The 21,429-nt window shown below is 57.5% G+C and carries 30 protein-coding genes; 28 read left to right on the top strand and 2 right to left on the bottom strand.

Annotated features, from left to right (window positions below):
- Positions 1–738: 738 nt before the first annotated feature.
- The gene (gene infC, locus AC24GY_RS10765; protein WP_487682701.1) at positions 739–1,467 is read left to right on the top strand and encodes a translation initiation factor IF-3; all 729 of its coding nucleotides are present in this window, start codon (positions 739–741) and stop codon (positions 1,465–1,467) included.
- A gap of 48 nt (positions 1,468–1,515) precedes the next feature.
- Here the strand turns inward: infC and rpe are convergent, their stop codons facing one another.
- On the bottom strand, positions 1,516–2,190 hold the full coding sequence (gene rpe, locus AC24GY_RS10760; RefSeq protein WP_422318272.1) for a ribulose-phosphate 3-epimerase: 675 nt from the start codon (positions 2,188–2,190) through the stop codon (positions 1,516–1,518).
- 69 nt (positions 2,191–2,259) lie between these two features.
- Between rpe and tadA the strand changes: the two genes are divergently transcribed.
- Positions 2,260–2,814: a tRNA adenosine(34) deaminase TadA gene (gene tadA / locus AC24GY_RS10755; RefSeq protein ID WP_487682699.1), complete on the top strand. Its 555-nt coding sequence runs from the start codon at positions 2,260–2,262 to the stop codon at positions 2,812–2,814.
- A gap of 523 nt (positions 2,815–3,337) precedes the next feature.
- On the opposite strand, the gene AC24GY_RS10750 is transcribed toward tadA, so the two are convergent.
- Positions 3,338–3,964, bottom strand: coding sequence for a hypothetical protein (locus tag AC24GY_RS10750; protein ID WP_487682697.1), 627 nt, complete (start codon positions 3,962–3,964; stop codon positions 3,338–3,340).
- A 352-nt stretch (positions 3,965–4,316) separates the two neighbouring features.
- Between AC24GY_RS10750 and rpsL the strand changes: the two genes are divergently transcribed.
- The 26 genes from rpsL to AC24GY_RS10620 all read left to right on the top strand — a co-directional run bounded on the left by rpsL (position 4,317) and on the right by AC24GY_RS10620 (position 21,405).
- Positions 4,317–4,721 (top strand): 30S ribosomal protein S12, encoded by a 405-nt coding sequence (gene rpsL, locus AC24GY_RS10745; RefSeq protein WP_397384263.1) that lies wholly within the window; start codon positions 4,317–4,319, stop codon positions 4,719–4,721.
- Positions 4,722–4,755: 34 nt separating this feature from the next.
- Complete coding sequence (rpsG, locus tag AC24GY_RS10740) at positions 4,756–5,229, top strand: 30S ribosomal protein S7 (RefSeq protein ID WP_397384262.1); 474 nt, start codon at positions 4,756–4,758, stop codon at positions 5,227–5,229.
- 45 nt (positions 5,230–5,274) lie between these two features.
- Entirely contained in the window at positions 5,275–7,422 is a 2,148-nt protein-coding gene (fusA, locus tag AC24GY_RS10735; RefSeq protein WP_422318263.1) for an elongation factor G, read from the top strand.
- A gap of 43 nt (positions 7,423–7,465) precedes the next feature.
- Positions 7,466–7,774, top strand: coding sequence for a 30S ribosomal protein S10 (rpsJ, locus tag AC24GY_RS10730; protein WP_294398955.1), 309 nt, complete (start codon positions 7,466–7,468; stop codon positions 7,772–7,774).
- A 37-nt stretch (positions 7,775–7,811) separates the two neighbouring features.
- Positions 7,812–8,465 carry a 50S ribosomal protein L3 gene (gene rplC / locus AC24GY_RS10725; protein WP_422318261.1) on the top strand — a complete coding sequence of 218 codons (654 nt, stop codon included), beginning with the start codon at positions 7,812–7,814 and terminating at the stop codon, positions 8,463–8,465.
- A 17-nt stretch (positions 8,466–8,482) separates the two neighbouring features.
- Complete coding sequence (rplD, locus tag AC24GY_RS10720) at positions 8,483–9,094, top strand: 50S ribosomal protein L4 (protein WP_422318259.1); 612 nt, start codon at positions 8,483–8,485, stop codon at positions 9,092–9,094.
- Positions 9,095–9,096: 2 nt separating this feature from the next.
- Positions 9,097–9,381, top strand: a complete 285-nt coding sequence (gene rplW, locus AC24GY_RS10715) for a 50S ribosomal protein L23 (RefSeq protein WP_294398963.1) — start codon at positions 9,097–9,099, stop codon at positions 9,379–9,381.
- Between the two features lie 36 nt (positions 9,382–9,417).
- A complete protein-coding gene (rplB, locus tag AC24GY_RS10710; protein WP_397384258.1) occupies positions 9,418–10,257 on the top strand; it encodes a 50S ribosomal protein L2 in 840 nt (279 codons plus the stop codon).
- A 24-nt stretch (positions 10,258–10,281) separates the two neighbouring features.
- On the top strand, positions 10,282–10,560 hold the full coding sequence (gene rpsS, locus AC24GY_RS10705) for a 30S ribosomal protein S19 (RefSeq protein ID WP_294398970.1): 279 nt from the start codon (positions 10,282–10,284) through the stop codon (positions 10,558–10,560).
- Between the two features lie 22 nt (positions 10,561–10,582).
- The gene (locus AC24GY_RS10700; protein ID WP_422318255.1) at positions 10,583–11,362 is read left to right on the top strand and encodes a hypothetical protein; all 780 of its coding nucleotides are present in this window, start codon (positions 10,583–10,585) and stop codon (positions 11,360–11,362) included.
- Between the two features lie 26 nt (positions 11,363–11,388).
- Positions 11,389–11,826: a 50S ribosomal protein L22 gene (rplV, locus tag AC24GY_RS10695; RefSeq protein WP_487682691.1), complete on the top strand. Its 438-nt coding sequence runs from the start codon at positions 11,389–11,391 to the stop codon at positions 11,824–11,826.
- A 33-nt stretch (positions 11,827–11,859) separates the two neighbouring features.
- Positions 11,860–12,657 (top strand): 30S ribosomal protein S3, encoded by a 798-nt coding sequence (gene rpsC / locus AC24GY_RS10690; protein ID WP_487682689.1) that lies wholly within the window; start codon positions 11,860–11,862, stop codon positions 12,655–12,657.
- Positions 12,658–12,704: 47 nt separating this feature from the next.
- Positions 12,705–13,127 carry a 50S ribosomal protein L16 gene (gene rplP, locus AC24GY_RS10685; protein WP_397383893.1) on the top strand — a complete coding sequence of 141 codons (423 nt, stop codon included), beginning with the start codon at positions 12,705–12,707 and terminating at the stop codon, positions 13,125–13,127.
- A 17-nt stretch (positions 13,128–13,144) separates the two neighbouring features.
- Positions 13,145–13,363, top strand: a complete 219-nt coding sequence (rpmC, locus tag AC24GY_RS10680) for a 50S ribosomal protein L29 (RefSeq protein WP_294398985.1) — start codon at positions 13,145–13,147, stop codon at positions 13,361–13,363.
- Between the two features lie 34 nt (positions 13,364–13,397).
- Positions 13,398–13,682 carry a 30S ribosomal protein S17 gene (rpsQ, locus tag AC24GY_RS10675; protein WP_397383894.1) on the top strand — a complete coding sequence of 95 codons (285 nt, stop codon included), beginning with the start codon at positions 13,398–13,400 and terminating at the stop codon, positions 13,680–13,682.
- A gap of 43 nt (positions 13,683–13,725) precedes the next feature.
- Positions 13,726–14,094 carry a 50S ribosomal protein L14 gene (rplN, locus tag AC24GY_RS10670; protein WP_294398988.1) on the top strand — a complete coding sequence of 123 codons (369 nt, stop codon included), beginning with the start codon at positions 13,726–13,728 and terminating at the stop codon, positions 14,092–14,094.
- A 5-nt stretch (positions 14,095–14,099) separates the two neighbouring features.
- A complete protein-coding gene (gene rplX / locus AC24GY_RS10665; protein WP_300202268.1) occupies positions 14,100–14,384 on the top strand; it encodes a 50S ribosomal protein L24 in 285 nt (94 codons plus the stop codon).
- Positions 14,385–14,475: 91 nt separating this feature from the next.
- On the top strand, positions 14,476–15,060 hold the full coding sequence (rplE, locus tag AC24GY_RS10660) for a 50S ribosomal protein L5 (RefSeq protein WP_397383895.1): 585 nt from the start codon (positions 14,476–14,478) through the stop codon (positions 15,058–15,060).
- A gap of 27 nt (positions 15,061–15,087) precedes the next feature.
- A complete protein-coding gene (rpsH, locus tag AC24GY_RS10655) occupies positions 15,088–15,477 on the top strand; it encodes a 30S ribosomal protein S8 (protein ID WP_395730657.1) in 390 nt (129 codons plus the stop codon).
- Positions 15,478–15,498: 21 nt separating this feature from the next.
- A complete protein-coding gene (gene rplF, locus AC24GY_RS10650; protein ID WP_397383896.1) occupies positions 15,499–16,038 on the top strand; it encodes a 50S ribosomal protein L6 in 540 nt (179 codons plus the stop codon).
- 15 nt (positions 16,039–16,053) lie between these two features.
- Positions 16,054–16,413 carry a 50S ribosomal protein L18 gene (rplR, locus tag AC24GY_RS10645; RefSeq protein WP_422318276.1) on the top strand — a complete coding sequence of 120 codons (360 nt, stop codon included), beginning with the start codon at positions 16,054–16,056 and terminating at the stop codon, positions 16,411–16,413.
- Between the two features lie 19 nt (positions 16,414–16,432).
- On the top strand, positions 16,433–17,032 hold the full coding sequence (gene rpsE / locus AC24GY_RS10640) for a 30S ribosomal protein S5 (RefSeq protein ID WP_422318246.1): 600 nt from the start codon (positions 16,433–16,435) through the stop codon (positions 17,030–17,032).
- Between the two features lie 30 nt (positions 17,033–17,062).
- Complete coding sequence (gene rplO / locus AC24GY_RS10635; RefSeq protein WP_461526820.1) at positions 17,063–17,506, top strand: 50S ribosomal protein L15; 444 nt, start codon at positions 17,063–17,065, stop codon at positions 17,504–17,506.
- Between the two features lie 95 nt (positions 17,507–17,601).
- Positions 17,602–19,104 carry a preprotein translocase subunit SecY gene (secY, locus tag AC24GY_RS10630; protein ID WP_397383899.1) on the top strand — a complete coding sequence of 501 codons (1,503 nt, stop codon included), beginning with the start codon at positions 17,602–17,604 and terminating at the stop codon, positions 19,102–19,104.
- Positions 19,101–19,949, top strand: coding sequence for a type I methionyl aminopeptidase (gene map / locus AC24GY_RS10625; protein ID WP_487682682.1), 849 nt, complete (start codon positions 19,101–19,103; stop codon positions 19,947–19,949). Before secY ends, map begins: the two co-directional genes overlap by 4 nt.
- Positions 19,950–20,145: 196 nt before the next feature.
- Positions 20,146–21,405, top strand: a complete 1,260-nt coding sequence (locus AC24GY_RS10620) for an MdtA/MuxA family multidrug efflux RND transporter periplasmic adaptor subunit (RefSeq protein WP_487682680.1) — start codon at positions 20,146–20,148, stop codon at positions 21,403–21,405.
- Positions 21,406–21,429 lie beyond the last annotated feature (24 nt).

The following is a 21,429-nucleotide window of genomic DNA, read 5'->3' as shown; positions in this document are numbered from 1 at the left end:
GACGCTGAAACCACCGGCTTGTGGGAGCTCTATTTGAGACGCTGCGTCATTGATTTCCTGCTGCTATCCCCTCTATATGGAGGAGGGGCGGCGGGTCGGAGTTGGGAAAAGCGCTTTTTTCCAAGCCATGCTTTTATCAGTGATTCCCTGAGATTTGACGTAGGAAAATAAATCGGCTTGCTGAATCTCTTGAAAGTCGTTACTTATGTCCAGCGTTTGAGTCCACGGCTCCGCCAGCGGCTTTCTAATGAAAGCGCTTTTTCTTCTGACTTTTTCCGCATGATTTTTTCTTTGTCGCGTCCACACACCCCGCATGATCGGGCAGGAGCAGGCGCGTGCATGTCGGAATCGAGTCCGTGCTGATATGATTTTTTCAGCGCGCCTTTCCCCACCAATTTTCCAGGTGCCTGCCACAAGGCGGCCTGGAGTTTCGAACACACCCGGAGGTATCCTATAAGCAATCCATTCCAGCAGTTGAGCGGCGGCAATTTTGCGCCACGTCCCCAGCAAAACCAAGGCACAGGCGGCCCACCGAGGCCTGCGGGTCCGGCCGGCCCCGCTAATTCAGCTCCTGTTCCCGGAGCGCGTCCCACAGGACCCGCCGGACCAGCCTTGGGAGCACCACGGCCCGCAGGACCGGCCCGTCCAGCAGGGGGCTATCAAGGTTCCAGTGGAGCGTTTCGTCCCGGTGGTGGTGGCAATCGTCCAGGCGGTCGTGACCGACCCAATGGCCGTTTTGTGGATCAAACCCGTGTCAACGAACGCATTCGTGCGCCGAAGGTGCGCGTCGTCGAAGAAGATGGTCATCATCAGCTTGGCGTCATCCCGACTTCGCAGGCCATCCGCATCGCCAAAGAGCGTGGTCTGGACCTGGTGGAAGTGGCTCCGAACGCCGATCCGCCCGTGTGCAAAATTGTCAATTACGGCAAGTACAAGTACATCCAGGAGAAGCACAAGAAGGAGGCCCACAAGCATCAGAAGGGCGGCAAGGTGAAGGAAATGAAATTCCGCATCGGCATCGATCCTCATGATTACCTGATCAAAATTACGCATGCGGAAGACTTCCTCGCGGAAGGCCACAAGGTGCGCATCCAGCTGCAGTTCCGTGGTCGCCAGATGGCGCATCAGGAGCTCGGTCACTTGCTTGCCAAAAAGATCAAGGCCGACCTGCTCACCATGGGCCACGTCGATCAGGATCCGCGCATGGCGGGCCGTAACATCAACATGCAGCTCAGTCCGTTACCGGAGCGTCAGCGCCAGCGCAAGTTCAAGACCCACCTCAAAGGTGTCACTGAACACAAGGACATCCTCCACGAAGAGGGGCATGATCCGCGCGAGGACAAGCACGATGAGCATGACGATCATCACGATGATCATGTCGACGGCCATCACTCGGATACGGACCACGCAGACGCGTCCCCGCCACCGATGCAGGCTGAGGCGCCGCCGCCACCAGCCGCTGAATAACTCCAAGATCCCCACGAAGGGCAGGATTCATTTCCTGCCCTTTTTCTTTTACGCCACTGAGGCGGCGAGATCACGCATGGACTGGTTCATGTCCGGCGGGCCGAAGGACGAGGTGCCGCAGACGAAGAGGTTGGCGCCGTGCTGTTTCGCAATGGGGGCCGTGGTGGTGTAAATGCCGCCATCCACTTCGAGGTGGAATTTTAATCCGTTTGCGTCGCGGTAGTCACGTGCCGCAGCCAGCTTTGGCATCGTTTCCTTCTCCATGAAGGGCTGCCCGCCGAATCCTGGCACCACGGTCATGACCAGCAGCAGGTCAATATCGTGGACAAACGGCAGCGCGGCTTCAAATGGCGTGCTGGGGTGCAGGGCGATGCCGCAGTGCAGCCCGGCCGCGCGGATGCGCTTCAGGGTCTCGGCAACGCTGGTGTCGTAGTTTGCCTCGACGTGGATCGTGATGTTCTGCGCTCCGGCCTTGATGAAACGCTCCAGATAGTGATCCGGGCGGTGGATCATGAGGTGCACGTCCAGATACATGTCCGTGCATTTGCGCACCACCTGCACCATTTGCGGGCCAAAGGAAATGTTGTCCACGAAGTTCCCGTCCATCACATCCAGATGCAGCCACTGCGCCCCGGCAGTGGCGGCACGTTTGACTTCAACGTCGATCTTTGACCAGTCAGAGGCCAGCAGGGAAGGGAGGATGAGGTTCGTCGTGTGATTCATGCCTTGAGATAAGGTTCTGGGTTTAAAGTTCAAGGTTTGAGTTGATGCGGACTGCGTTTATAAAACGCGGTGACCGACCCCCTGATCATCAATCCCTTCGACGACGAGTACTACATGCGCGATGCGCTGCGCCAGGCGCGCAAGGCTGCCAAGCAGGACGAAGTGCCCATCGGGGCAGTGATCGTACATCAGGGCACCGTCATTGGCCGTGCCTGGAATCAGGTGGAGACGCTCAAGGATGCCACGGCCCACGCTGAAATGCTCGCGCTCACCCAGGCGGAGAGTGCTCTGGGCGACTGGCGGCTCACGGATTGTGATCTGTACGTCACCAAGGAGCCCTGTCCCATGTGCGCCGGGGCCATCATGCACTGTCGTGTGCGCCGCGTGATCTTCGGTTGTCCCGATGTCAAAGGCGGTGCTGCGGGTGGCTTCTGGAACCTCCTGCAGGCGCCGAATCTCAATCACCGCACCGAGATCACCCCCGGTGTCCTCAACGACGACTGCGTCCGCATCATCAAGGAGTTCTTTGCGGAAGCCCGCCGTCGGCGTGCCGAGGGGCTGGAGCACAAGAAGGGCGCGGCCAAAGAAGCGGCTGACGATGGTGTGGTGTTCGACGGTCCGTAAAAACAGTCACCTTTATGGCGAAGGTTCTGAGAGCACCTGGTTGCAAATCACCTCGCGCAAATAGTTGAGCAACTCTCGTGGCGTCTGTTGGCGCCTTTGGGTCTCGATTCTGGCCCAGTCTAGCAAACGCCAGAGCTGGATGAGTGGCGCGCCCTCGGAACTGAGGCCTAGAGTGTTGCCGCAGCGGCAGTTGGCCAGAGTGACGGTTCCTATGGGGCGCCGTGGCCTCCAGATGCCCAATTCCGCGTCAAAGGGGATGGCATCTCCCTGGTGCTCGGTATTCAGCAGGTATTCCCTCAGAGTGGGATAGCGGTGCTGGCATAGGGGGCAGACGAGAGGGAAATGTCTCTCCAAATATTTGCGCGTAGCCGCGACCACTTCGGCTTCTCTCATCATAAGGCGTTCGGCATGGAATGTCGAAAATCGTCACACATGCCGATATGGAACAGCGGACTGGCCCTGCTGTTCAAATGTCGAAGACGGAAAGCTTTGCTACAGGTCATGCCTGTCCGCGCTGGATCGACTAGGGAGCCTCTCCTGTGAAAGTGGCGATTACTTTCGGGTCCGCGCCGACCTTGATCGCGAAGATTTCGCTGCTCGCGGCGAAGGGGTCGCTGGTGTAGCGCTCGGCGAGGTCGGCGGCAAATTCATCGAGCAGTTCCGCCTTGGCTGGGAAGATATAGAGAGAGTGGCGGTCCGGCGTGACCACCCAGATTTCAGGGCCAAACAGTTCCGCAAAAATCTTAGGCAGCGAGGGGGCCACGAGCAGTGTGGCGTAGAGCGGGGAATCCCCGCGATAGACGGCGTAGGCGATCCTGCCGTCATCGCCTTTGATGAGTTCGGGCTTGAGTTGAAGCAGCCGCTTGTCTGCGGCAGCCTTGGCGCGGGCAGTGAAAGATTCGACGCTGAGACCGAGCTTGGTGAAGGTATCCACGGAGTGTGGTTCGACTCCGCTGACAGCGCTGGTGCTTTCCCTGTAGCAGGTAAACACCGTCTGCTGCGAATTCGGCAGGGTGATGGAATAGGCCCCACGCATGGCCTTTGGCTCGGGCATGAGGAGAAGCGATTCGAGCTTGCGCTCTGGCGCTACGGGCTGCTGGGCGGGCAGGGGATTGGCCGTAAGTAGCAGGAGGCAGAGAAGCGTGCGCATGGCAATCAGTGTGGCGTAAAGTGGCGGTGACGCAAATGCACGGATGTCGGTGAACTGACCTGGACGGGAGGGGAATAATGAACGCGCACAACTGTGAACAACTGAGAGGCAATGTGAATAATTATTTCAAAAAGTGTGAAATAGAGCTTGCGGGATGCTGGGGACTCGCCAGAATGCGCGCTCCCCAAGGCCCGGCCTCTTCAACGAGACCGGCAAATCAAGATCCTCCACGGAGGCTCTTCATTATCGGAACCAGAACCGGAAAAGTCTGCGTATGCTCATTGTGAGCATGGCGCGCTGTCCCCCGAAACTGGCTACGAATAAAGCCAAGGGTTCACAGCTCTTTCACACCATGCCCACCATCAATCAACTCGTCAGACACGGCCGCAAAGATAAAGCGGTAAAGTCGAAGTCTCCTGCGCTTGCAAAGTGCCCGCAGCGTCGTGGCGTCTGCCTTCAGGTGATGACCCGCACACCTAAAAAGCCCAACTCCGCTTTGCGTAAGGTGGCCAAGGTGCGTCTGACCAACGGCTACGAAGTCATCGCCTACATCGGTGGTGAAGGTCACAATCTTCAGGAGCACAGCATCGTGCTGGTTCGCGGTGGTCGTGTGAAGGATTTGCCCGGTGTGCGTTATCACATCGTCCGCGGCACCCTTGACTGCCTTGGTGTTGATGCCCGTCGTCGTGGCCGTTCCAAGTACGGTGCAAAGCGTCCAAAGCCAGGTGCTGCCGCCGCTGCCGCGAAGAAGAAATAATTTCCGCTGATTTCACTCCTAATTTCCACACGCCATGGCCCGCAGAAAACGCGTTTATAACAAAGAGGTTCGCAAGGACAGCCGCTACGACAGCGAACTCGTCGCAACTCTCATCAGCAACATCATGCTTGATGGGAAGAAGTCGCTCGCTGAGCGCATCGTTTATTCCGCCATCGAGGCGCTTAACGACAAGACCGACAGCGTCGATCCTCTTGAGCTCTTCAATCGCGCCATTGAGAACACCAAGCCACGCGTGGAAGTCAAAGCCCGTCGCGTCGGTGGTGCCACCTACCAGGTGCCCCTCGAAGTTTCCCCTCGTCGTCAGGAATCCCTGGCCATGCGCTGGATCGTTGGTTTTGCCCGTGGCCGTAAAGGTCAGGCAATGCACCGCGCTCTTGCCAATGAGCTGAAGGATGCCGCACAAGGGCAGGGGAATGCCGTCCGCAAGCGCGACGACGTTCACAAGCAGGCACAGGCCAACCGCGCCTTCGCCCACTTCCGCTTCTAATCGTTTCACTTTACTGTTTCCGTCCACTTTTCGTTTTTCCGACCCATGTCGAACCCCAATTCCCCCAACCGCGAATACCCACTTGAGCGTACCCGTAACATCGGGATCTGCGCCCACATTGACGCGGGCAAGACTACCCTGACTGAGCGTATTCTGTTCTACACTGGCATGATCCACAAGATCGGCGAAGTGCATGACGGCGCTGCGACCACAGACTGGATGGAACAGGAAAAAGAGCGTGGTATCACCATCACCTCCGCTGCCGTGACGGCACGCTGGAAGCAGCTCAAGGAAGAAGGCATCTTCAAGCTGCGTGAGATGGAAGACATTCGCGTCAACATCATCGACACCCCCGGACACGTGGACTTCACCGCCGAAGTGGAACGTTCCCTCCGTGTGCTCGATGGCGCCATCTTCGTGCTTTGCGGTGTGGCCGGCGTGCAGCCTCAGTCCGAAACCGTTTATCGTCAGGCTGAAAAGTATCGCGTTCCTCGTATCGCTTTCGTGAACAAGATGGACCGCACCGGTGCCAACTTCGACAATGTGGTTAACGACGTTCGCAAGAAGCTTGGTGCCAATGCCTGGCCGATCCTCATCCCGATCGGTGCTGAAGAAGACCTCATCGGCCAGATCGATGTGGTGAACCAGAAGGCGATCATCTACAACGACGATGAAAAGTTTGGTTCCTCCTACAAGGTGCGTGACCTTGAAGGCGCGGAAATCGCCAAGGCCAAGGAAGCTTATGAAGGCCTCGTCGCAGAAATCTGCAACCAGGACGAAGAGCTTGGCATGAAGTTCCTCGAAGAACTGCCAATCACGATCAAGGAAGTGAAGGAAGCCCTTCGCCGCACGGTGATCGCCAACAAGATCATCCCGATGGCCGGTGGTTCTGCCTTCAAGAACAAAGGCGTGCAGTATCTGATCGACGCCGTCATCGATTATCTCCCAGGGCCGCTTGACATTGAGCCGCAGACCGGACAGCTCGTCGACGATCCAGAAACCAAGGTTGAAGCAGTGCCGGATGACAATGGCAAGTTCTGCGCCCTCGGCTTCAAGCTCTGGTCCGACAAGTTTGGCCGTCTCGTGTTCTTCCGTGTGTATTCCGGCAAGGTTTCCAAGGGCGACACGATCTACAATCCCCGCACCCGCAAGTCTGAGCGCGTGGGCCGTCTGATTCAGATTCAGGCCAGCGTTCATAAAGACATCGACACCTGCTACTCGGGTGACATCGCCGCCCTCGTGGGTGTGAAGGACGTTCGCACTGGCGACACCTTCTGTGATGAAGATCTCGACATCCTGCTCGAGCCACCAACATTCCCAGAACCCGTGATCTCGATGGCCGTCGAGCCAAAGACCAAGGGCGACCAGGAAAAGATGGGCAACGCCCTTCAGCGCCTCTCCGAAGAAGATCCAACATTCTTCGTCAAGACCGACGAAGAAACCGGCCAGGTCATCATCGCCGGCATGGGCGAGCTTCACCTCGAAATTCTCTGCGACCGCCTCAAGCGCGAGCACAAAGTGGAAACCACCACTGGCAAGCCGCAGATCGCCTACCGCGAAACGCTTACCATCCCTGCCGATGGCGAAGGCAAGCTGGTCAAGCAGTCTGGTGGCCGTGGTCAATACGGACACGTCGTCATCAAGGTGCGTCCTGGTGAGAAGGGCTCGGGCATCGTCGTCGAAAACAAAGTGGTCGGCGGAACGATTCCGAAGGAATTCATCAACCCAGCCAAGGCGGGTTGCATCGAAGCAGCTCTCAACGGCATCATCGCTGGTTATCCGGTGATCGACATGCACATCGACCTTGTCGATGGATCCAGCCACGAAGTGGACTCCAACGAAAACGCCTTCAAGATGGCCGGCATCTTCGCCGTCAAGGACGCTCTCAAGAAAGCCAAGTGCATTCTCCTTGAACCGATCATGGCTGTGGAAGCTTCCACACCAGAAGATTATCAGGGCGACATCATGGGTGACTTGAACCGCCGTCGTGGCAAGATTCAGGGCATGGACAGCCGCGGCACCACCGCCATCCTGCGCGCTGAAGTTCCCCTTGCTGAAATGTTTGGTTATTCCACCGCCATCCGCACTCTTTCTTCCGGACGCGCCAGCTACTCGATGCAGCCTTCTCACTTCGAGCAGGTCCCGCATCAGATTGTTGAGCAGATCGTCGAGCAGCGTGGAGGCTCCAAGTAACACGGCCCACGCGCACTGAAACCCTACCCTAAGGACCATCGTCATGACAAATCAACGCATCAGAATCCGCCTCCGCGCCTATGACTACCGCGTGCTCGACAAGAGCACCGCCGACATCGTCGAAACCGCGAAGCGCACCGGCGCACGTGTTGCAGGCCCCATCCCGCTGCCAACCCGCATCGAGAAGTTCACCGTGAACCGCTCACCGCACGTCGATAAGAAGTCGATGGACCAGTTCGAAATCCGCACACACAAGCGTCTGCTGGACATCGTTGACCCAACCTCCCGCACCGTGGACGAGCTCAAGAAGCTCAACCTTCCTTCCGGCGTGGACATCACCATCAAGATCTAACTCGATCTCATCACTTTAATAACAGGAGGACACACTCATGAGTCTCGGATTGATCGGTAAAAAACTCGGTATGACCAAAGTTTACGACGCCAAGGGCGACGCAATCTCGGTCACAGTGGTTGACGTCAGCGGCAACACCATTCTTCAGGTGAAGCGCAGCGATGGCAAAGACAAGTACAGCGCAGTGCAGGTCGGCTACGGCGACCAGTTGAAGGATTCCCGCGTGACCAAACCACTGCTGGGCCACTTCAAAAAGCACGGTTGCACGACTGCCAAGCGCATCGTCAAGGAATTCCGCCTCACTGGCGACGACCAACTGCCAGCAGCTGATGCCAAGCTCGACGCGAGCATCTTCAGCAACGGCCAGGTGGTTGACGTCATCGGCAACACCAAGGGCAAAGGTTTCCAAGGCGTTGTGAAGCGCTGGAACTTCGCCGGTCAGCCAGCTTCGCATGGTCACATGATGCATCGTCGTCCTGGTTCCATCGGTTGCCGTCTGACTCCCGGTCTCGTCTGGAAGAACCAGAAGATGCCTGGCCATGACGGCACCACCCGCTGCACCACCCAGAATCTGGTCGTCGTGCAAAGCCGTCCTGAAGAAGGCATCCTGCTCATCAAAGGCGCACTCCCCGGCAACAAAGGCAGCATCGTTGTGGTGCGCCCCGGCAAAAAAGCCGTCGCCAAGAAGTAATAACGAGGAACTGAACCATGTCCGCTACCATTCTCTCAGCCGACGCCGCCAAGGCGGCTAACATTCAACTGACCGAGGGCTATAAAGGCTCTCAGGCTCTCAACGACACGCTGGTGGCCTACCGCGCCAACCGTCGCCAGGGCAACGCCCACACCAAGAACCGTTCTGAAGTTTCCGGCTCCGGCAAGAAACTCTGGAACCAGAAGGGAACTGGTAATGCTCGTATGGGCAGCAAGCGTTCCCCCATCTGGAGTGGTGGTGGTGTCGTCTTCGGCCCACGCAACACAACCGTTTGGGCCAAGAAAACCACCAAGGGAACCAAGAAGCTCGCTCTGCGCGCCGCTTTGACCGCCCGGATCCTTGATGGTGAAGTGCTCACCACCGGCAGCTTTTCCGTGGCTGATGGCAAGACGAAGAGCTTCATCGCCGCCGTCAATGGCCTGACCACCGCGAAAAATGTGCTGCTCATCGGCAAAGGCTTTGATGAACTCACCTTCCGCGCCGGCCGCAATGTCCAGAACGTTCAGCTTATCTCCGCTGACGAAGTGAATGCCGAACACCTCCTTCGCTATCGCAGCGTTGTGGTGACCGGTGACGCCCTTGAAACCCTTGCCAAGAGGACCGCCTGATCATGAAAGACCTTCATAAAGTCATCAAAAACATCCGTCTCAGCGAAAAAGCCACGCTGCTGGGCGAACAGAACAACGAGTACGTGTTCTCTGTGGACGTCGAAGCCACCAAGATCGACATCAAACAGGCCATCGAAAAGCTGTTTGGCAAAAAAGTCACCGGTGTCCGCACTGCGAACTATGACGGCAAGGCCCGTCGTGAGCGCCGCGCCGATTACGGCCGCACCAATCACTGGAAGAAAGCGATCGTCCGCCTCAAGGCTGGCGAAAAGTTCGACCTCGCGTAACCCCAGGCCCGCAACCCTTTAACTTATCCTACCGTCATGGCGCTGAAAACATTCAAGCCAACCACGCCCACCAATCGCTATAAAGAGTGGAACTCCTTCGAGGAGATCACCAAGCATTCTCCGGAGAAAAGCCTTACCGTGGCTCTCCGCAAATCCGGTGGCCGTAACAACACTGGCCGTATCACCTGCCGTCACATCGGTGGTGGTCACGACAAGCGTTACCGTCTCATCGACTTCAAGCGGTCCCGCCGTGATGAAGCAGCCAAAGTGGTCGGCATCGAATACGATCCGAATCGCTCCGCTCGCATCGCCCTCGTCGAATACAAGGACGGCCAGCGCGCCTACATCCTCGCTCCAAACGCTCTTAGCGTCGGTGCTTCGGTGATGGCCGGCGAAAAAGCCGCTCCTGAAGTGGGCAACGCGCTTCCGCTGAGCAAAATCCCTCTCGGTACTTCGATCCACAACATCGAACTCTCCCCAGGCAAAGGCGGCGTCGTCGCCCGTGCCGCAGGCCAGGCCGCTGTGCTCTCCAACCGTGAAGGTGACTTCGCCCTGGTCCGCATGCCTTCCGGAGAAATCCGCAAGATCCTCTCCGTCTGCTACGCCACGATTGGCCAGGTCGGCAACGTCGAGCACATGAACGTCGTCAGCGCCAAGGCGGGCCGCACTCGCTGGCAGGGTACACGTCCAACCGTCCGCGGTATGTGTATGAACCCGATTGACCATCCGAACGGTGGTGGTGAAGGTCGTTCCAAGTCCGGTGGTGGTCGTCAGCACCTGCTCAGCCCTTGGGGCCACGCGAAGGGTGAGAAGACCCGCAACAAGAAGAAGGCGACCAACAAGCTCATCATCCAGAGCCGTCACGCCAAGAAGTAATCCATTCCTCACTCACGCACTCACATGGCACGCTCCCTCAAAAAAGGTCCCTTCGTTCAGCAAGCCCTCCTCGACAAGGTGGACAAGCTTAACGACGCCAAGCAGAAACGCCCCATCAAGACTTGGGCACGTTCCTCCATGGTCACTCCTGACCTCGTCGGCCACACCTTCCTGGTCCATAACGGCAAAGACTTTGTCTCTGTCTACGTGACTGAAAACATGGTCGGTCACCGCCTCGGCGAGTTCTCCCTGACCCGTCTGTTCAAGTCTCACGGTGCTGTCACCGTCAAGGCTGCCAAGTAATTCCTGAGCATCGAGCTTTTTCATGTCACTCCGCACTTCCATCACCTGCATCACTTTCTCGCTGCTTCTTGCAGTGGGTGTGTCAGGTCTGCGTGCGGATGACAGGCTCGAAAATCAGGAACTGCACATCTCGCTCCAAGTCGCCGCCGCGAAGATCCAAGCCCAGGATGCTCAAATCCTTGCGGCCAAGGATAAGAACGACGCACTGGCTCAGAGCGCCGCTGCCGCCAATGCTGAAACCAACGAACTGAAAGATCGCTACGAAAAACTACGCGGTCTCCTCGAAGGTCTTGGTGTTGGAGCACTCGAAAACTCCAAGGATCAAACTCAGGAGCGCCTGCTCGCTGCACTCAGCGACCTGCGCATCATGAAAGAGCAGCGCGACGAACTCGCCAACGCTCTGATTGAACTCGCTGAGTCGGGCATGGGCCTGATGAAGAGCGCTCAAAACGCTGATCCTGCCGCCGCCGACCGTCTGAACAAAGCCATTACCACTGCCGATGCCGCGCTTGTCAAAGCCGGTGGTGGTCAGAACGGTCAGGCTGTGGGTGACCTGCAAAACGCCCGTGTCGTCAGCCTGAAGAGTGAACTCGGCATCGCCGTTCTCTCCATCGGTGCTAAAGATGGGGTCAAGCCGGGTATGCCCTTTGAAATTTACCGCGAAGACAAGCCCATCGCGAAAGTCCTTGTTACTGAAGTCCGCAACTCTGTTTGTGGTGCGGTAGTCCAGGAACTGGCCACTGCCAATGATCCCGTCCGCGTCGGTGACCGGGGTCGCGTCGATCTCAACAAATCTCTCTAACGAAGTCAAGAACCCCCCCTCGCTTTATGTCCGTCCGTTCCGTCCTCAAATACGCCAGGATCTCCTCGCAGAAAGCCCGTCAGGTCACACGTGCCATCACCGGCATGCCCGTCTCCCAGGCGCTGAGCGTTCTCGACTTCACTCCAAAGAAAGCCGCCTTCCTTGTTGGCAAGACTCTTCGTTCCGCCATCGCGAATGCTGAGAACAACCACGAGCAGGATGCCTCTGAATTCATCGTTCAGTCCGCCATCGCCACTCCCGGCCCGGTCCTGAGTCGCATCATGCCACGCGCCCGTGGTTCAGCCGCTCCGATCAAGAAGCGCATGACTCACATCACCGTCATCATCGGCGCACCTAAGGCTGAAGAAGCCAAGGCTGAAGGCGAGAAGAAGGCTCCTAAATCCGCCCGCCGCAACGCTCCTGCCCTCAAGAAGGCAGCCAGAGCCAAGAAAGCTTCTGAATAACCGCAACGCCCCCTAACCGCACCTCTTCACTTTATGGGACAGAAAGTAAATCCGATCGGCTTCCGCCTTGCAGTCACCAAAGACTGGCGCTCCAAGTGGTACGCACCTGAAAAAGAATACGCAGACTCGCTCCACAGCGACCTTGCCATCCGTGCTTACCTCAAGGAAAAGCTCATGCAGGCCGCCATCTCCAAGATCGTGATTGAGCGCGCTTGGAACCAGGTCCGCGTGACTCTTCACACCGCCCGCCCGGGTCTCGTCATTGGCCGTAAAGGTCAGGAAATCGACGTCATGAGCCAGAAGGTCTCTGAAATGTGCGGTGGCAAGCAGGTCAAGATCGACATCTTCGAAATCAAGCAGCCAGAACTCGACGCCCAGCTCGTCGCAGAAGCCGTCGCTGTTCAGCTTGAGCGCCGTATTTCCTTCCGCCGCGCCATGAAGCGCTCCGTGCAGACCGCCATGGACATGGGTGCTGATGGCATTCGTCTCCGCTGCGCTGGCCGTCTCGGTGGTGCTGACATCGCCCGTGCTGAGTGGTATCGCCAGGGCAAGGTGCCTCTTCAAACCCTGCGTATTCCGATTGATTATGGCTTCGCTGAAGCTCGCACTGTTTATGGCATCATCGGCGTCAAGTGCTGGATGAACCGTGGCAATGCTCCAGAAGGCGTGTCCCGTCCTTCCGGCGACCGTCGCCCACGCAGAGATGACCGTGGTGATCGCCGTCCTGGCGCTCCTGGTCCCCGCGGTGGTGACCGTGGCCGTCCAGGTGGTGGTGGTGGTGGTGGCTATGGTGCCCCAGCTCCAGCCCCCGCTCCAGCAGCCCAGGCTTAATTTGCCCTTTTCTTTCGAACTAAACCCTTTCCACCGGACCTAGACGTATGGCCCTTCTTCCAAGCAGAGTAAAATATCGCAAATCGCAGCGCGGCAACCGCGGCGGCAACGCCACCAGCGGCAACAAACTGGACTTTGGTGACTTCGGTCTCCAGACCCTTGAGCGCGGCTGGATCAAAAACATCCACATTGAAGCCTGCCGTGTGGCCATCACCCGCTACCTCAAGCGTAAAGGAAAAGTCTTCTGCCGTATTTTCCCTCACAAGCCAGTCACCCAGCGTCCACCGGAAGTCCGAATGGGTAAGGGTAAAGGCGCTCCAGAATTCTGGGTTGCAGTGGTCCTTCCAGGACACATGCTCTTTGAAATCTCCGGCGTGAACGAAGCCACCGCTCGTGAAGCCTGCCGTCTTGCCGCTACGAAGCTGGGCCTCCGCTGCCGCTTCGTCAGCCGCGAAAGCCTGCACAAATAACCAACGCGAACTGAATTATGAAGATCAAAGAACTCCGTGAATCGACTGTGGAAGAACTCTCCGCACGCCGTCGCGAACTGAAGCAGGAAGCGCTGAATCTGCGTGTGCAGCAGAGCGCAGGTGGCGGTCAGCTCGAAAATCCAGCCCGTCTGACCCATATCCGCCGCGAGATCGCCCGGATCGAAACCATCATCACCGAGCGCACCCGCGCTGCGGCTGCCAAGAAGGCCGCCTGATCCGGTCATCACCCCCTGAAGCATTTCTAATATCATGAGCGAACCCACCGCAGCAGCCCCTGCAGCCACCGAAAAACCAGCCGTGCGCAAGACGCGCGTCGGCACCGTGGTGTCTGACAAGATGACGAAGACCATCGTCGTCAAAGTCGAACGCCGCGTTCCGCATCCAATCTTCAAGAAGATTGTGCGCAAAACCTCCAAGTTCTATGCCCACGACGAAAACAGCGTGGCCAAAGAAGGTGACAAGGTGCTGATCGCTGAAACCCGTCCTCTTTCCAAGCTTAAGCGCTGGGAGCTGATCGAAGTGCAGAAGCACTAGTCGTATTTTTTGAACCCCCTAACCTGACCAGGAGAAACAGTTTATGTTGCAAATGGAGTCCTCAATCCCGGTGGCTGACAACACCGGTGCCCGACTGGCCACGATGATCGGCGTGCTCGGCAAGAAAAACACCCGCTTCGCCTACGTTGGCGACATCATCACCGCCCACGTGCGTGAGTCGACCCCGACCGCAGCCGTGAAAAAAGGTGAAGTCGTCCGCGCTGTGATCGTGCGCACCTCGCATCCAATCCGCCGCGTCGATGGTTCGATCCTGCGCTTTGACCGCAATGCCATGGTGATCATCGACAAAGACAACAACCCGCGTGGCACCCGCATCTTTGGCCCAGTGGCCCGTGAACTGCGCGACAAAAACTTCATGAAGATCGTTTCCCTCGCACCTGAAGTGCTGTAATTCCAATGAGCCGTACCAAGACCCACGTTAAAAAAGGCGACAATGTCGTCGTCATTTCCGGAGCCGCCAAAGGCGCCCAGGGAGTCGTTCTGGCAGTGCAGACCGCTAAAAACCGCGTGCTCGTCGAAGGCGTGCGCATGATCAAGAAAGCGATCAAGCCAACCCAGCAGAACCAGGCCGGTGGCTTTCAAGAGCAGGAAGCCCCGATCCACATCTCAAATGTCAAGCGCGTTGATGCGCCTGTGAAAGAGAAGAAAAAGAAAGTTGCGAAGAAGAAGGCCAAGGCCTAAAGCAACGCCCCCCATTTGCCTCCCCCCTCGTCATCGTCGCTCCCGCACGGTGCGATCATCGAGGGAAAGGCGGCACAGCCCAAACTGAATCATGGAACACATCCTACAGACCCTATATAAAGAAAAACGCACTGAGCTGCAAACCCAGCTCGGTCTTGCCAACATCCACCAGGTCCCCCAGCTCAAAAAAATCGTCGTGAACTGCGCCATCGGCAGTCAGGCGGAGCGTAAGCAGGCGATCGAAGACGCCGTGAATGAAGTGACTCTCATCACCGGCCAGAAGCCCGTCATCACCAAGAGCAAGAAGGCAATCGCCAACTTCAAACTGCGTGAAGGTGAAAACGTCGGCGTCAAGGTCACCCTTCGTGGTGGCAAGATGTATGACTTCATGATGCGCCTCGTGCGCACCGCCATCCCTCGTATCCGTGACTTCCGTGGTGTCGCTCCCCGTGCCTTTGACGGTCGTGGCAACTACACCCTCGGCGTCGCCGAACAGTCGATCTTCCCAGAAATCGAGCTCGATAAGATCAAGCGTCAGCTTGGTTTCGACATCACCTTCGTGACCAGCACGAACAATGATGACCATGCGCGTGAAATGCTGCGCACCCTGGGCATGCCATTCCGCACCCGCGTCGCTCAGCCGAAGAAGGAAGATGGCACTGAAGCCGCCGCATAACCCCAACACCCGGACACCCTCAGCGTCATGACCGACCCGATCGCAGATTTTCTTACCCGCATCCGCAACGCCTGCTCAGCACAGCAGGAGCAGGTGCTCATTCCCTTCTCCAAGTTGAAGGCCGAACTCTCCCGCATCTTGCAGGAAGAAGGCTACATCTGGGGCTACGAAGTGGACACCAACGCCACCCATCCCCGCCTTAAGCTCAAGCTCAAGTATCAGGACAAGACCGCCGTCATTCGCAAGATCGACCGCGTCAGCAAGCCTGGTCTGCGCAAGTATGTCGGCAGCACCGAGATTCCTCGCGTCCTCGGCGGCCTGGGCATCTCCATCCTTTCCACACCACGCGGCATCATGACAGGTGCCAAGGCCCGCAAGGCCAAAGTGGGCGGTGAACTCCTCGCCACTGTCTGGTAACCCCCAACCGTCACAACCATCATGTCACGCGTAGGCAAACAAATCATTTCCATTCCAGACAAGGTCACCATCAAGGTTGGTGACGACCGCTCTGTGCAGGTCAAAGGCCCAAAGGGCGAACTCGGCTGGACTCTTCCTCTCGGTGTTAAGGTCAATTCGGACGCCAAGACCATCAACGTCACCCGCGATTCCGAAGACCGCAAAGTGCGCGCCCTCCATGGCACCACCCAGCGTCTGATCTCGAACATGCTCATCGGCGTCAGCCAGGGCTACACCCGCAATCTTGAGATCCACGGCGTGGGTTTCCGTGCTGCGGTCAAAGGTTCGAACATCGATCTTCAGCTTGGTCAGTCCCATGACCGTCTGCACCCCATTCCAACGGGCGTGAAGGTGACCGTCACCGAAAACACCAAGATCGCCATCGAAGGCATCGACAAACAGGTTGTCGGCCAGCTCGCTGCTGACATTCGTGCTTACTACCCGCCAGAGCCTTACAAGGCCAAGGGCGTGCGTTATGTGGGCGAACACATCCGCCGTAAAGCCGGCAAATCCGTCAAATAATTTCCGGAGATACTCATCATGGCTCTTACCAATCGCAAAGATATCCGCGCTCGTATCCACAAGCGCATCCGCCGCAAACTCAGCGGCACCGCCGAGCGTCCCCGTCTCGCAGTTTACTTCTCGAACACGAACGTTTACGCCCAGGTCATCGACGACACTGCCGGCAAGACAATCGTTTCGGCTTCCACCAAGGAAAAAGGCTACGGCGCTGGCAAGGCCAACGTCGAGAACGCCACGAAAGTCGGTGCTCTCCTCGCTGAGCGCGCCATGGCAAAAAACATCACCGAAGTGGTCTTTGACCGTGCCGGTTTCATTTATCACGGCAAGGTGAAAGCCCTTGCAGATGCCGCCCGTGAAAAGGGTCTGAAATTCTAAAACCGCCTCACGTAAATTTATGGCCGAAGAAACAGTAGTTATCGATCCCCCAGCCGCCGCACCTGCGGAGGCTCCTGCACCAGCTCCGACTCCTTCCTACGGTGGTTTCCGTGGTCGTGATGATCGCGCGCCGCGTGAGACGGATGGTGTCGAAAAAGTCGTTCACATCAACCGATGCGCCAAGGTGGTCAAAGGTGGTCGTCGCTTCAGCTTCAGCGCACTCGTCGTTTCCGGCGATGCCAAGGGCAAAGTGGGCTGCGGTTTTGGCAAGGCCAACGAAGTCTCCGACGCCATCAAGAAGGCGACCGAAGCTTCCCGCAAGAACATGTTCTCCATCTGCCTCAAGGACAGCACCATCCCTCATGAAGTGGTGGGCTCCCATGGCGGCGGACACATCCTCCTCAAGCCTGCCACGGCAGGTACCGGCATCATTGCTGGTGGCGGCGCTCGCGCCGTTCTTGAAGCCGCAGGCGTCAAAGACGTGATCGGCAAGTCGCTGGGTTCCAGCAACCACGCCAACGTTGTCCGCGCTACTCTTGCTGCGCTCACCGCACTGCGCCCTGCCGATGAAATCCTCCGCGCTCGCGGCAAGGAAATCAAAGAGCGCAAGGCCCTCTGATTGAATCTCTTTTTCCTCTCTTAAATTTCCATGCAACTCCAAGACGTCAAACCCCGCCCCGGTGCCAAGACGCGCCGCAAGCGCATCGGCTGTGGCGAAAGCTCCGGTCACGGTAAAACCTCCGGTAAAGGCAACAAAGGTCAGATGGCACGCGCTGGTCGTGGCATCCGCCCCGGCTTTGAAGGTGGTCAGATGCCGATGCATCGCCGTCTGCCAAAGAAGGGCTTCAACAACAAGCAGTTCAAGGACGTCTTCGAAGTCGTGAACGTTGGCGAACTTAATGAAGCCTTCCAGGATGGCGCTGTCATCAATGAAGCCGCACTGCGTGAATCGGGTCTGGTGAGCCGCAATTGCGATTTCATCAAGATTCTCGGCACTGGTGATCTTGCCCGCAAGCTCACCGTCCAGGGCGCAAAAGTCAGCGCTACGGCCCGTGAAAAGATTGAGAAGGCCGGCGGTTCCATCGCTGCCTGATTTTTTCTGACCCAACCAACCTCTTTGATGGGCCGGTCTCCGCGCAGCGAATGCTGTCAGGAAGCAGGCCCATCTTCGCTTAGAGCCTCTCTCTCATGATCTCCGCTTTCGCCAACAGCTTCAAAGTCCCCGAACTTCGCTCGCGCATTCTTTTCACCCTGGCGATGATTGTCATCGTCCGCATTGGCACGTCCATCACACTTCCGGGTGTTGATGCCACCGTGCTGAATGCTTGGATTGAAAACAAAGCGGGTGACAATGCCTCTGGTGCCTCACAGGTCGCCGCGCTGCTCAATATCTTCAGCGGGGGTGGGCTGCAAAACTGCGCTATTTTCGCTTTGGGCATCATGCCCTACATCAGCGCCAGCATCATGCTGCAGCTCCTTACGGCTGTCTGGCCTCCTCTGAGCAAACTGGCTCGTGAAGAAGGTGGTCGTCAGAAGATCACGCAGTACACCCGTATTGCCACCATTGTGCTCTGCGTCTTCCAGGCCACACTTCTGGCCCAGTCTTTGCACGATCCTGCCCAGAACTACCTCATGGCTGGTTTGCAGGATGCCATCGATAAATTGGGCGGACGGCCGCTCGTTCCAAACTACGGGGCTGGATTCGTTTTCACCAGCGTTATCACCATCACTGCAGGCACCATGCTGATGATGTGGCTGGGTGAGCAGATCACGGACCGTGGCATTGGCAACGGGGTCTCCATCCTCATTTGCGTGAACATCGTTTCCGATCTTCCAGGCGCTCTGATTCAGGTCTGGCAGACATTCGTGGGCAGCATCAAGGCCAGCCCTGCCAGCGCCTTCACTCTCGTCCTTCTCATGGGCTTCATGATTCTCGTCATCGCTGGTGTCATTGCCCTGACCCAGGCGACACGACGCATCGCGATCACCTACGCCAAGCGCGTCGTCGGTCGCAAGGTCTATGGCGGTCAGACGCAGTATCTGCCGCTCAAGATCAATTATTCCGGCGTCATGCCGATCATCTTCGCCCAGGCCATTCTTCTGTTCCCCTCCACCATTCTGGCTTCGCTCTTCAAGGATGTGAACTGGATCCAGCGCATGGCGCTGTTTATCAGCAGTGGCTGGGTTTATTATGTGGCTTCCTCTCTGCTGATCTTCTTCTTCAGCTACTTCTGGGTGGCCACGATGTTCCAGCCCACACAGATTTCCGAAGACCTCAAGAAGAGCGGTGGCTACGTCCCGGGCATTCGCCCCGGCAAGCCGACTGCCGACTTCCTCGACTTCACCATGAGCCGTCTCACTTTTGCGGGTGCAATCTTCCTCACAGGTCTCTATGTGATGCCGGGCGTCGTCAGCAGCTCGATGAAAATTTCCAGTTCCGCTGCGCAGTTCTTTGGTGGCACCAGCCTGCTGATCCTCGTTGGTGTGGTGCTTGATGTCATGCGCCAGGTCGAAACGCATCTCCTGCAGAGCCACTATGATGGTTTCCTCAAGAAGGGCCGTATCCGTGGTCGTGTGGATCGCATCCAGCAAGGCGCGCGCGCCGTGGACTCCACCACCGTCGTGTGGCTGTGGGTTGCTCTCGCCATCATGGTCTTGATTGGTGTCGTGTATAAACTTGCCCTTAAGTGAGCTTCATCCAGCGCGTCATGGCTTTTGTAAAATCCGGGAACATCCCAATCCGTCACGGCGCGCAGCAGCAAGGTATCCGCAGGGCCTGCCAGGTCGCACGTGATGTGCTGATCAAAACCGCCTCACAGGTCCATGTTGGGGTGACGACCGCCGAAGTTGATCGTTTTGCCGCCGCCGAAATCAAGGCGTGCGGCGCCACCAGCGCCTTTCTCGGCTACCGCCAGTTTCCTGGCACCATCTGCATCTCCATTAACGAAGAAGTCGTTCATGGCATCGGTGGTCCGCGCGTGATTCAGGATGGCGACATAGTCAAAATCGATGTCGGTGTCTATTACGACGGCTGGGTAGGGGACAATGCTCTGACTGTACCTGTTGGCAATGTCGCCAAGGAAACGCTGCACCTTTTGGCGGCTACGGAAGAATCACTTCTCAATGCCGTCAAATATGCACGTGACGGCTGGATGCTTGGCGATTTGTGCCACAGCGTGGAACACCACGTCACCCAATATGGCTACACCGTCGTGCGTGAGTTCGTCGGCCATGGAGTCGGCAGAAAACTTCACGAAGAGCCGCAGGTGCCGAACTACGGAAAAAAAGGCGACCGCCCACGTCTTAAAGCCGGCATGACTCTGGCCATCGAGCCCATGATCAACATGGGAACAGGGAAGACACGCATTCTTGAGGACAAATGGACTGTAGTCACCACAGACCGCAAACCATCTGCACATTTCGAGCATGTGGTTCTCGTCACGACGGACGAGCCTGAAATCCTCACGGCCCGCGACCGCATGTTTCCAAAAGGGGTTGCTGACCTCACGCCTAGGCCGGTTTCAGAACTGGGCTGATCCGGCTCTCGTGGCAGCCGCTACACTTGATAGGATTCGGGCCTGACAGGGTTATGGCTGTAGGCGTTTTCCGACTGCCTATATTTTTTTTCTTCCGCCGCTCTGTCGCTGGACTGCTTCTAAGCGCATGCCAGATTCGTAATCTCGCGTGCGATTGAGCTTGGATGGTTATCCACGTGCGCGATCCGATTTTGACATGAAAGACACCGCCCCTTCTTCCCATTCGTCATCGCCGAAAGGCCGCGCCGGATGTTTCGTGATCATCTTGTTGGTATTAGCCGGCGGCGGCTGGCTGTGGATGCACCGCCCAGCACCTCCAGCAGGAGGGATGGGCGCGGCCGGCAAAGGTGGCGCGAGAGGGGGGATTGCCGCAGTAACCGTCGGGGAAGTGAAGCAAGAAGACTTCGAGGAATGGGTAAGTCTTGCAGGCACCGTTACACCTCTAAATGTGGTGGTGGTGCGCAGTCGTGTGGACGGGCAGCTGGACAAGGTGCGATTTGTGGAAGGGCAGATGGTCAAGGCGGGTGATTTGCTCGCAGAGATTGATCCGCGTCCCTTTCAAGTGACTCTCGACCAGGCCAAAGGGCAGCTGGCCCGGGACGAGGCCTTGCTGGCCAATGCCAACAAAGATCTCAGCCGATACACCGAATTGCTCAAGCAGGACTCCATCGCGAAACAGCAGGTGGACACTCAAATCTCCTTGGTGCGGCAGTATGAATCAGCCTTGATTTCGGATCGTGCCACGGTGGCGAGTGCGGAACTTCAGCTCAGCTACACCAAGGTCACGGCTCCGCTCACCGGGCGGGTTGGCTTGCGTCAGGTGGATGCGGGCAACATGATCCGTGCCTCGGATGTGAACGGTCTTGTCATCATCACGCAGATGGATCCCATTGGCCTGATCTCCTCCATTCCCCAGGAGCGTGTGGCTGCTGTGCGCAAGCGTCTCGCTGGCAGTGAACCCGTGTTGGTGGAGGCCGTGGACAAGGAGATGAACAAGGTGCTTGGACGCGGCAAGCTGCTGACGACCGACAATCAGATTGATGTCACCTCAGGCACCTTGAAACTGAAGGCGGAGCTGCCCAATGCCGACGGCCTGCTGTTTCCGAACCAGTTTGTCATCACGCGCCTGCTGGTGGACACAAGGACGAAAGCCACAGTGGCACCAGCAACAGCCATCCAGCGCGGTGCCAAGGGCGCCTATGCCTATGTTCTGAAAGAAGAGGACAGCACCGTCACCTTGCGCAATCTCGTCACCGGGCCCGTCCAAGGAGAGCGTGTTCTCATCACTGAAGGATTGAAGCCGGGAGAAAAGGTGATCACTCAGGGAGTGGATCGTTTGCGTGATGGCGCCAAAGTGGAAGTCATCACGCCCGGCAAGACGGCACCTGGAGAGCGCCCCAAAGGAGACAAACCCAAAGGTGAAGGGAAGGGGAGCAAAGGCGCGCCATTGTCATGATGGCTGAAATCGCATGAAGATTGA

The organism is Prosthecobacter sp. Pr1, from assembly GCF_057652315.1.
The sequence above is the reverse complement of the archived record's forward strand: the minus strand, read 5'-3'. Positions and strand labels throughout refer to the sequence as shown.

What these genes read in the sequence shown, in the direction of transcription:
- rpsS (WP_294398970.1), top strand. Translation starts at nt 10,282, where the DNA reads ATGGCACGCTCCCTCAAAAAAGGTCCCTTCGTTCAGCAAGCCCTCCTC.
- AC24GY_RS10750 (WP_487682697.1), bottom strand. Translation starts at nt 3,964, where the DNA reads ATGCGCACGCTTCTCTGCCTCCTGCTACTTACGGCCAATCCCCTGCCC.
- rpmC (WP_294398985.1), top strand. Translation starts at nt 13,145, where the DNA reads ATGAAGATCAAAGAACTCCGTGAATCGACTGTGGAAGAACTCTCCGCA.
- rplW (WP_294398963.1), top strand. Translation starts at nt 9,097, where the DNA reads ATGAAAGACCTTCATAAAGTCATCAAAAACATCCGTCTCAGCGAAAAA.
- rplF (WP_397383896.1), top strand. Translation starts at nt 15,499, where the DNA reads ATGTCACGCGTAGGCAAACAAATCATTTCCATTCCAGACAAGGTCACC.
- rplD (WP_422318259.1), top strand. Translation starts at nt 8,483, where the DNA reads ATGTCCGCTACCATTCTCTCAGCCGACGCCGCCAAGGCGGCTAACATT.
- fusA (WP_422318263.1), top strand. Translation starts at nt 5,275, where the DNA reads ATGTCGAACCCCAATTCCCCCAACCGCGAATACCCACTTGAGCGTACC.
- rplC (WP_422318261.1), top strand. Translation starts at nt 7,812, where the DNA reads ATGAGTCTCGGATTGATCGGTAAAAAACTCGGTATGACCAAAGTTTAC.
- AC24GY_RS10620 (WP_487682680.1), top strand. Translation starts at nt 20,146, where the DNA reads ATGAAAGACACCGCCCCTTCTTCCCATTCGTCATCGCCGAAAGGCCGC.
- AC24GY_RS10700 (WP_422318255.1), top strand. Translation starts at nt 10,583, where the DNA reads ATGTCACTCCGCACTTCCATCACCTGCATCACTTTCTCGCTGCTTCTT.
- rplX (WP_300202268.1), top strand. Translation starts at nt 14,100, where the DNA reads ATGAGCCGTACCAAGACCCACGTTAAAAAAGGCGACAATGTCGTCGTC.
- rpsG (WP_397384262.1), top strand. Translation starts at nt 4,756, where the DNA reads ATGGCCCGCAGAAAACGCGTTTATAACAAAGAGGTTCGCAAGGACAGC.
- rpsL (WP_397384263.1), top strand. Translation starts at nt 4,317, where the DNA reads ATGCCCACCATCAATCAACTCGTCAGACACGGCCGCAAAGATAAAGCG.
- rplV (WP_487682691.1), top strand. Translation starts at nt 11,389, where the DNA reads ATGTCCGTCCGTTCCGTCCTCAAATACGCCAGGATCTCCTCGCAGAAA.
- rpsC (WP_487682689.1), top strand. Translation starts at nt 11,860, where the DNA reads ATGGGACAGAAAGTAAATCCGATCGGCTTCCGCCTTGCAGTCACCAAA.
- rpsH (WP_395730657.1), top strand. Translation starts at nt 15,088, where the DNA reads ATGACCGACCCGATCGCAGATTTTCTTACCCGCATCCGCAACGCCTGC.
- rplN (WP_294398988.1), top strand. Translation starts at nt 13,726, where the DNA reads ATGTTGCAAATGGAGTCCTCAATCCCGGTGGCTGACAACACCGGTGCC.
- secY (WP_397383899.1), top strand. Translation starts at nt 17,602, where the DNA reads ATGATCTCCGCTTTCGCCAACAGCTTCAAAGTCCCCGAACTTCGCTCG.
- rpe (WP_422318272.1), bottom strand. Translation starts at nt 2,190, where the DNA reads ATGAATCACACGACGAACCTCATCCTCCCTTCCCTGCTGGCCTCTGAC.
- rpsJ (WP_294398955.1), top strand. Translation starts at nt 7,466, where the DNA reads ATGACAAATCAACGCATCAGAATCCGCCTCCGCGCCTATGACTACCGC.
- rpsE (WP_422318246.1), top strand. Translation starts at nt 16,433, where the DNA reads ATGGCCGAAGAAACAGTAGTTATCGATCCCCCAGCCGCCGCACCTGCG.
- rplE (WP_397383895.1), top strand. Translation starts at nt 14,476, where the DNA reads ATGGAACACATCCTACAGACCCTATATAAAGAAAAACGCACTGAGCTG.
- rpsQ (WP_397383894.1), top strand. Translation starts at nt 13,398, where the DNA reads ATGAGCGAACCCACCGCAGCAGCCCCTGCAGCCACCGAAAAACCAGCC.
- rplO (WP_461526820.1), top strand. Translation starts at nt 17,063, where the DNA reads ATGCAACTCCAAGACGTCAAACCCCGCCCCGGTGCCAAGACGCGCCGC.
- rplP (WP_397383893.1), top strand. Translation starts at nt 12,705, where the DNA reads ATGGCCCTTCTTCCAAGCAGAGTAAAATATCGCAAATCGCAGCGCGGC.
- rplB (WP_397384258.1), top strand. Translation starts at nt 9,418, where the DNA reads ATGGCGCTGAAAACATTCAAGCCAACCACGCCCACCAATCGCTATAAA.